The organism is Psychrobacter sp. ENNN9_III (assembly GCF_001462175.1).
GTDB lineage: Bacteria > Pseudomonadota > Gammaproteobacteria > Pseudomonadales > Moraxellaceae > Psychrobacter.
In genome coordinates, this window is record NZ_LNUO01000171.1 from 20,447 (window position 1) to 28,518 (window position 8,072).

8 protein-coding genes are annotated in these 8,072 nt (G+C 39.9%); all 8 read left to right on the forward strand.

Features of this window, described 5'->3' with window-relative positions:
* The first annotated feature begins 129 nt into the window (after positions 1 to 129).
* Positions 130 to 411 carry a hypothetical protein gene (locus tag PENNN9_RS10535; RefSeq protein WP_058369642.1) on the forward strand — a complete coding sequence of 94 codons (282 nt, stop codon included), beginning with the start codon at positions 130 to 132 and terminating at the stop codon, positions 409 to 411.
* Positions 412 to 471: 60 nt separating this feature from the next.
* Complete coding sequence (locus PENNN9_RS10540) at positions 472 to 1,464, forward strand: DUF932 domain-containing protein (protein WP_058369643.1); 993 nt, start codon at positions 472 to 474, stop codon at positions 1,462 to 1,464.
* Positions 1,465 to 1,568: 104 nt separating this feature from the next.
* Positions 1,569 to 2,690, forward strand: a complete 1,122-nt coding sequence (locus tag PENNN9_RS10545) for a YqaJ viral recombinase family protein (protein ID WP_058369644.1) — start codon at positions 1,569 to 1,571, stop codon at positions 2,688 to 2,690.
* A gap of 140 nt (positions 2,691 to 2,830) precedes the next feature.
* Positions 2,831 to 3,742: a hypothetical protein gene (locus PENNN9_RS10550; RefSeq protein WP_058369645.1), complete on the forward strand. Its 912-nt coding sequence runs from the start codon at positions 2,831 to 2,833 to the stop codon at positions 3,740 to 3,742.
* A 166-nt stretch (positions 3,743 to 3,908) separates the two neighbouring features.
* A complete protein-coding gene (locus PENNN9_RS10555) occupies positions 3,909 to 4,169 on the forward strand; it encodes a helix-turn-helix transcriptional regulator (protein WP_227511797.1) in 261 nt (86 codons plus the stop codon).
* Between the two features lie 172 nt (positions 4,170 to 4,341).
* Positions 4,342 to 6,012: a DEAD/DEAH box helicase gene (locus PENNN9_RS10560; protein ID WP_058369647.1), complete on the forward strand. Its 1,671-nt coding sequence runs from the start codon at positions 4,342 to 4,344 to the stop codon at positions 6,010 to 6,012.
* Positions 6,012 to 7,820, forward strand: a complete 1,809-nt coding sequence (locus PENNN9_RS10565) for an ATP-binding protein (protein WP_058369648.1) — start codon at positions 6,012 to 6,014, stop codon at positions 7,818 to 7,820. Before PENNN9_RS10560 ends, PENNN9_RS10565 begins: the two co-directional genes overlap by 1 nt.
* A partial coding sequence (locus tag PENNN9_RS13130) for a hypothetical protein (protein ID WP_264752946.1) occupies positions 7,810 to 8,072 on the forward strand: 263 nt, incomplete at its 3' end. The genes PENNN9_RS10565 and PENNN9_RS13130, both read left to right, overlap by 11 nt.

Here is an 8,072-nt window from a genome sequence, read left to right on the forward strand (position 1 = left end):
CTCAGATATATACTATTTTAATGAGATAGCGCATTAGTAGTTAGTAAAGCGCCTAATCCAATCAACATTTAATCAATAAAGGTCTGCCTCGTGCAGACCTTTTTTATGCCCAAAATAAAAGGAGTGTTTATGAAAACCATCTGTCCATGTTGTCAGTCAACTGTGGTCTATGAGATGACTGATGGTATCAGTATCAATCTAATCGACCAGCTGTTGTCTCCTGCGGTTTTAGTCAGCCTTGGCGTTAGTCTGTGCAAGTCGCTTAAGGTTCATCCTGCTATAGGCGTGGTTGCAGGTACAACAGTCTCAGCGCTTATAGAGATGACTCAGTCTCATAAGGCGCTACCGATGCTAGTCAATAAACAGTATCGCTGTGACGACTGCTCCCATGTGTTCACCTCACTTCATTAACTTTCAACTCAATCCTATAACTTATTCAGTTATAAATTATCAATAAAAAGGAAAATTATCATGGCACATTTAATCGAAACAATGGCATACGTTGGCGAAACTCCTTGGCATGGCTTGGGTAATGAGCTTGCGCCTAAGCAGCCTATCGAGGTCTGGGCAAAACAAGCCGGTATGGACTGGCGTATTGAATCCTCAGACGTCAGTTACATGGCTAATAACCATAAAGGGCACAATTTGATTCTACCCTTCGCTGAGCAGAAGGTATTGTACCGCTCGGACAACTTCGAGCCGTTATCAGTCGTCAGCCAACGCTATCAAGAAGTCCAGCCTCGTGAGATTCTAGAGTTCTATCGTGATCTCACTGAGCAGTCTGACTTTGAACTGGAGACCGCAGGCGTCTTAAAAGGAGGTCGTAAGCTATGGGCATTGGCTCGTACAGGCCAGTCAGCAACGCTTAAGGGGAAAGATGTCAGTAATGGCTACTTACTGCTAGCAACTGCATGTGACGGTACGCTGGCGACTACTGCTCAGTTCACCTCCATCCGTGTGGTCTGTAATAACACCTTAGCGATCAGCTTGGCTAACGGTAATGGTGGTATGGTGAAAGTACCGCATTCAACTTCGTTTGATGCTGATAAGGTCAAGCAGCAATTGGGTGTATCGGTGAAGCAGTGGGAAGAGCACAGCTATGAGATGAAGCAGTTGTCTGAGCGCCGAGTTACCCAAGCAGAAGCGGCCAACTATCTCAGCCGTGTATTTAACGATCAGGACAATGATCTGATTCTGTTTAACCGCGCTAAGAAAGAGAAAGATGCAGTGCCTAACGCCAAAGCGATGAATCAAGTAATGAGCATGTTTAACGGTCAAGGACGCGGGGCCACACTCGATGCCGCTAGTGATACGGCTTACGGTCTGCTATGTAGTATCACTGAGTACGTGGATCATGAGCGCCGTGCCATGAACACCGACAACCGTCTCAATTCAGCGTGGTTTGGTGCTGGCGCTAAGCTTAAGCAAAAAGGTTTAGAGGAGTCGCTACTGATGCTCGCTTAACCAGTAACGAAGATATAACTGATCAAAAAATCAACCACGCCTTTGAGCGTGGTTTTTTTATGCTGTTTATTTCTCACCAACAATAAATCTAAAAGGAGATCACCATGAACATGATCGCATTAAACACAAGCACTCAGCCAAGACAGACTAAGCGTTCTACCGTTAGGGTTAAAGTTCCATTAACAGCCTGGCACAATAAGGAGGATAAAACCAAGGTAGAAAATAAACGCGTTAAGCCGTCTGCTAGCCGAGCAACGAGTGCTAAACGTTTGGTCAACACCAAAGACTTAAGCCGTGAAGACTGGCTACAAGTACGCAAACAAGGCATTGGCAGCTCCGATGCCGCCGCCGCTTGTGGTATCCATCCATACCTATCCATGCTTGAGCTATGGATGATTAAGACGGGACGCATGAGCTCAAACATGGATGAGAGTATTGAGGGTTACTCTCCACTGTACTGGGGCAATACGCTTGAGCCGATGGTCGCTAAATACTATCAAGAGCATACAGGCAATAAGGTACGCCGGGTGAATGCCGTCTTACAGCATCCTGATCTTGACAAAGCCTTTATGCTGGCTAATTTAGACTATGCCATCACAGGCAATGACGAGGTGCAGATTTTAGAGTGCAAGACGGCTGGTGAACATGGGGCCAAACTCTGGAAGCATGGTGTGCCTTTGTATGTCACGTGCCAAGTACAGCATCAGTTAGCGGTTACTGGTAAAACTGCGGCGCACATCTGCGTGCTGCTTTGTGGACATGAAGCGAAGATCTACAAGGTTGAGCGTGATGAGCGCTTGATTGAGTCCATCATGGAGCATGAGCGTCTGTTCTGGCAATACGTAGCAACGGACACGCCACCAACCCCTGATCACTCAGAATCTGCTGCTCAGGCATTAAAGCAGTTGTATCCAACCGTTAAGCCCTCAAGCAAAGTTGATCTAACGGATGATGACGGCGCTAATAAGCTGTTTGAGCAATTGCTGAGCTATCGTGACTATATGCAGGAGTTAGAGCAGCGTCATGATCAGGTCAAGCATCAGCTGCAAACACTGATTGCCGATAATGAAGTTGCTGTATTTGAGAAAGGGGCTATTTCATGGAAACGCTCGAAAGACAGTGTCGGATTGGATAGCAAAGCAGTCATCAAAGCCCATCCAGAATTGCTTAAGCAGTTTAGTAAAACAAAGCAAGGCAGCAGGCGCTTCGTTGTACTTAATGACTGAGCCAAAGATCACTCAATCATCAAAACTTCAATCGATCAGTCAAAGCTAATTAATCAAAGCAAGCGCATAACCGCCCACCTAACACAGGTGGGCTTTTTTATGGCTAAGCACATTTTATTAAATACATAAGGAATATCACCATGATTAAAGGTCTAACGATAACCCCGCCAGTTCTAGGTCGTATTAGCATCGGTAAAGTCGTTCACAAAGACGGCAAGCGTCTCCCTGCTAAGGATGACCAATTTACCATCACTAGCCAAATTCAAAATAAGGATGGTTGGATTAACCATCCGCTTGATGAAAAACTTCGTAAGAATAACGATGGTAAGCTCAGACAAATACCCGTACGCATGTTGTTCAATGATCCTGAGTTAAACCTCAGAGCAGAATACACGCTGTTCGATAGACAAACAGGTCGTCCACTATGCGTGGGTGACGGTGAGCAATGTCAGCGCAGAACGAATAACGGCGTAGAGCAACTGCCATGCCCATCACCCGATCATTGTCCTTTGGCACAAGGTGGTGCTTGTAAACCCTATGGCAGGCTTTACGTTAATCTGAGTGAGGACGATGAGCTGGGCACCTTTATCTTTCGTACGACGGGTTTCAATAGCATTCGTACGCTGGCAGCAAGACTGAGCTACTTTGCTGCAGTATCAGGCAATAAGCTGTCATGCTTACCATTACAACTCACGCTCCGAGGTAAGAGCACCACGCAAAGCTATCGCACGCCGATTTACTTTGTGGATTTAACGCTGCGTGATGATGTGACGCTTAAACAAGCGGTACAAGATGCACAGGCAATTGATAAAGAGCTTAGCGAACACGGCTTTGAACAAGCGGCATTAGAGGAAGCTGCCAAACAAGGTTATGTAAATTCCTGCTTTGAGATTGATAGCGATGGTCTGATGGATGTGGCTGAAGAGTTTTATCCGATGGAGACAGATGAGGCTGATAGTAATCATCAAGGAGGGTCAAAAAATGGTATGGCTCCCTACAATGCCGGTAATATTGAAAGAAGTCTAAGGGAGAGTGTAACAGCTGTGAGTTAAAACAGTTGTATGGATATGCGACAAAAAAAGGAGCTGATTATTCAGCTCCTTTTTTTATGTGATTGATAAGGAGTACGCGCGGTCAGTATAGGACGCCGTAAAAAAAATATGGGACTCGGTAAGTATATGAGAGGAGATGCTCTCATTCACTTACAAGGAGCTAGTCATGGAAAATTTTAATGCAAACACTCAACAAAATACATCAATGCAAAGCATGCCACAGATACCTCGTATGCTTCCACTAAAGCAAGTCATACACTATACAGGGCTTAGTAGTACAACGATTTACGATATGCTAGATAAAAAATCAAATCGTTATGATCCCACCTTCCCCATTCAGGTAAAACTCTCGAAGGGACGCGTAGCATGGGTTGAGAGCGAGGTTTCTGGATGGATTGAGGGGAAAATAGCCGCTCGATTTCACTGAGTAGCAAAGTTAAATAAGCGACCTAAAGTCGCTTATTTTTTTGTTTTTTCTATAGAGCTTTGCGTTGTAGAGCTACTACCTTAATATCGTTTACAGTTTTAGGCCAACTTGTGTTATGGTTTAAAAAATCACTCTCATTTCTGATATAAATGCACAAAATTATGGACTTTAGATGAACATCACACCACTAGACTTGCTATCTAACTTTTCTAAAATGGACTGTTATGATTATTATGATAGTGAAACAAGATTAATTATCCAAGACCTAGAGGACAAAAAGGTTTCAATCGATTACCGTACATTAATTTTGACACAAATTGATGAAATTTTAGCGGAAGAGTCAGACAAAAAACTCTCTTTTGTTGAGCTTCTAATTAATAAGCAATCATCATCTGTTTTACAAAATCTTATAAATCACCTTAGTATTGAAATATTAGATAATAATGAGTATCAAACTGTAGCAGATTATTTTAAGAGAAATATAGGCCAGCTAAGTCAGATCTTAGGTTTTCATTCTAATCCTGAAGAATTAACTCAGAACTCTAAATTTGATGCTGTCAGACGTATTGAACCTAAATATCCTATTCGTGAATATCAGCAAAGCTGTACTTCAGATTTATGGCACCTATATGATAATGAAGAGCGCAGAGCTTTACTTCATTTACCTACTGGCGCTGGAAAAACTCGTACAGCAATCAATTTTATTTGTGAGTACTTAAGGGAAAATACTCAAAAAAGCGTCATTTGGTTTGCAGATACTGTGGAATTATGTGAACAAGCGCGTAACGAATTTAACATAGCTTGGGAAAGTCTAGGTAATAGAGGAATGGGGAGTTTTGCATTTTATGGTAGTTCTAGTCTATCTCTAAGTGGTATCAGCGAAGGGTTTATCGTTGCTGGATTGCAAAAATTCCGCTCTCAGGAGTCTTCAGATAAAACAAATGTAAAATTTATTCTAGATACTTTTAAAAGAGATGTTGGACTAATTGTATTTGATGAAGCACACAAGGCATTGGCATCTACTTATAAAGAAATTATCTTAGATATAATTGAAAAGGCAGACACTAACTGTTTCTTGCTAGGTCTGAGCGCAACACCAGGTCGAAAAACATATGCGAATAGTGAAGATGATAAGGAAAATAAACAGCTAAGTGAATTATTTGGCAATAATAAAGTTACACCTAACATTCACGGTTATGTATCAATTATTGAATATCTTATAGAAAAAGAATTCTTATCCCAATATAAAATTTTACCTATCAATTATGACAATAGCGAAACTGTATTTAGAATGCATGGTGACTTTGAAAATGATAATAAGCTAATGAGTTATCTTGCTGAAAGCGACCTACGTAATCAAGAAATTATAAATACAGTTATTGCAGAGATCAATGCTCCACATCCTGAAATAGAACAAAATCCACATGCATTAAATCAGGGTATTGTATTTGCTTTAAATGTCAATCATGCCAAAAGGCTAGAGATATTACTAAATAACGAAGGGATAAAATCTAAAGTTATCGTTGGTAAGACTGATTCCTACCAAAGAAGCGTGGCTATACAACGCTATAAAAATCAAGAAATAAGAGTCTTAATTAATTATGGTGTACTAACTGCTGGATTCGATGCACCTTGTACTAATTCAGTTTTCATTACCAGACCAACCTCCTCCTTAATACAATACTTACAAATGGCTGGACGTGCTATGCGCGGTCCTAAAAGTGGTGGAAGTAAAAATTGTCGAATCTATACTGTAAAAGATGAAGACAAACAATTTAACAATATGTACAACGCATTTAAATACTGGGATACCAGTTGGAAACCTAAAAATAAGGATCATTAATGAGTTTACCTCAACATCCATACGTCCGTCCCTCTCAAGTCATTGGATCTATGCGAGATAATGGATATAAAAATACAGCCTATGCCCTTGCTGAACTAATTGATAATAGCATCCAGGCGGGAGCTAAGACTGTTCGTTTTGTCTGCTTTGAAGCGTACGAAAAAGTAAATGCTACGAGTCGTAGACGTATTCAGAAAATAGCGATCTTAGATGATGGCTACGGTATGGATGAGGAAACTTTATATATGGCTTTAGAATTTGGAGCTTCCAAAAATAAAGAAGATCCTGAAGGGATGGGTAAGTTCGGTATGGGGCTTCCTAATTCCAGCATATCACAGTGTAAAAAGACTGAAGTTTGGAGTTGGCAAAATGGAAATAGACCTTACTATACCTATTTAGATGTTGACGAAATAGAAAGTGGTAAACAGGAAACTATTCCCTATCCTGAAATTAAAGATTTAGATAATATCATAGCAGATGCTTACAAAGGGTCGGTGCCTAATTCTGGCACAGTGATTGTATGGTCATCACTTGACAGGTTACATTGGAAAACCTCTATAGCTTTACTTAAACATACTCAAAATCTTATTGGCCGTATGTATCGTTATATGATTCAACATAAGGATGAAAGTAAAAGAGTTCGCATTGTTTTTGAAAACCAATTATTTGATGAATCTACTGGAGGTTATAAAAGTGAAAATCCAGTATCGTTTAAGGCTAATGATCCATTATATTTAATGACAGATACAGTAGTCGAAGACGCTAAAGACTTTCCATCAGATTTCAAAGGACAATCTTTGTTTGATATAAGTCTTGATGGTCAAAGTAATCGTGAAGAAATTGAGCTCTCTGATGGAACTAAAGGTTATTACTGTATTAGAGCATCTTCAGTTAAGAAAAGTTTTGCAGAAAAATTGACAGAACAAACTAATTCAAAAATTGGTAGTACCGATGTAGGCAGACAGTTTGCATCGAACATAGGTTTATCAATAATCCGTTCTGGAAGAGAACTCGATTTAAAAAGAGACTTTAAGATTAAAGATAATTATCAAAAAGATAGATATATAGGTGTTGAAGTTCATTTCCCACCTAGCTTAGATAATTTTTTTGGAGTAACTAACAATAAGCAGAGCGCTACTAAAATCCAGCCTGCCAACTTACCAGAAATAGCTTTGCAAGAAGGTGTTGATGAAGCCGAAGTAATCAGTGCCATAAAGGAAAGTGACCCAGATCATGCTTTACTATTAGAGTGTCTAGCAAAAATCGAGGGTGCTTTTGAAACTTTCAATGAATTAAAACTAAAAAATATCACTTACGGTAAAGTCACAAAAAACCAAGGTTCTGAAAATGCAGATCCTGCAAGCGTTATTGCTTCAAATGCTGAAGAACAACGCTCAAACGAATACCCTACCGCAGGAGATTTTGAACCAGCTGATCGTGACGAGGTTAGGGAAGCATTGAGTGAGTATAGCTATACTAAGACAGAACTTGAAGAGCTAACTACAAATGTTATTGACAACAATATTAAAGTACAATTTATTGAGAAAGAAGGTCCTTTGACTACTCTTTTCGACATATCTCTCAATCAGGGCCTCACTTTGATCCAAATAAATAATGAGCATAATTTTTATAGAAACTTTATGTCAAAAGCAACTGAAAGAGATCAAATGCTACTTAAAGTTTGTCTAGCAGCTTGGGGTAGAATGGAAAAAGAAGCTCCAACTGATGAAGTTAGAAGAAGATACAGACTATCGCGTGAAAAATGGGGTGAAGTTTTAGATGGTTATTTGAATCAAGATGAATATTAACAATAGATTGAAAAGTTCAGAAAACAAGCTTGTTGATACTAATACTGTCACCGATGTTCTAAATGTATTAATTGAAAAGTCTAATTCAATTATTTTAATTAGTGCATTTTTAACGGGATCAGTACTTAAGCTTTTTAAAAAATCTGACTATGATAAAGATATTAGCTTATATATAAGATGTAGACCATCTGACTGCATAAGCGGAAGCTGTGATCTTGACGTATTAAAGCAGTTAATCTCTAAGGGGATTAA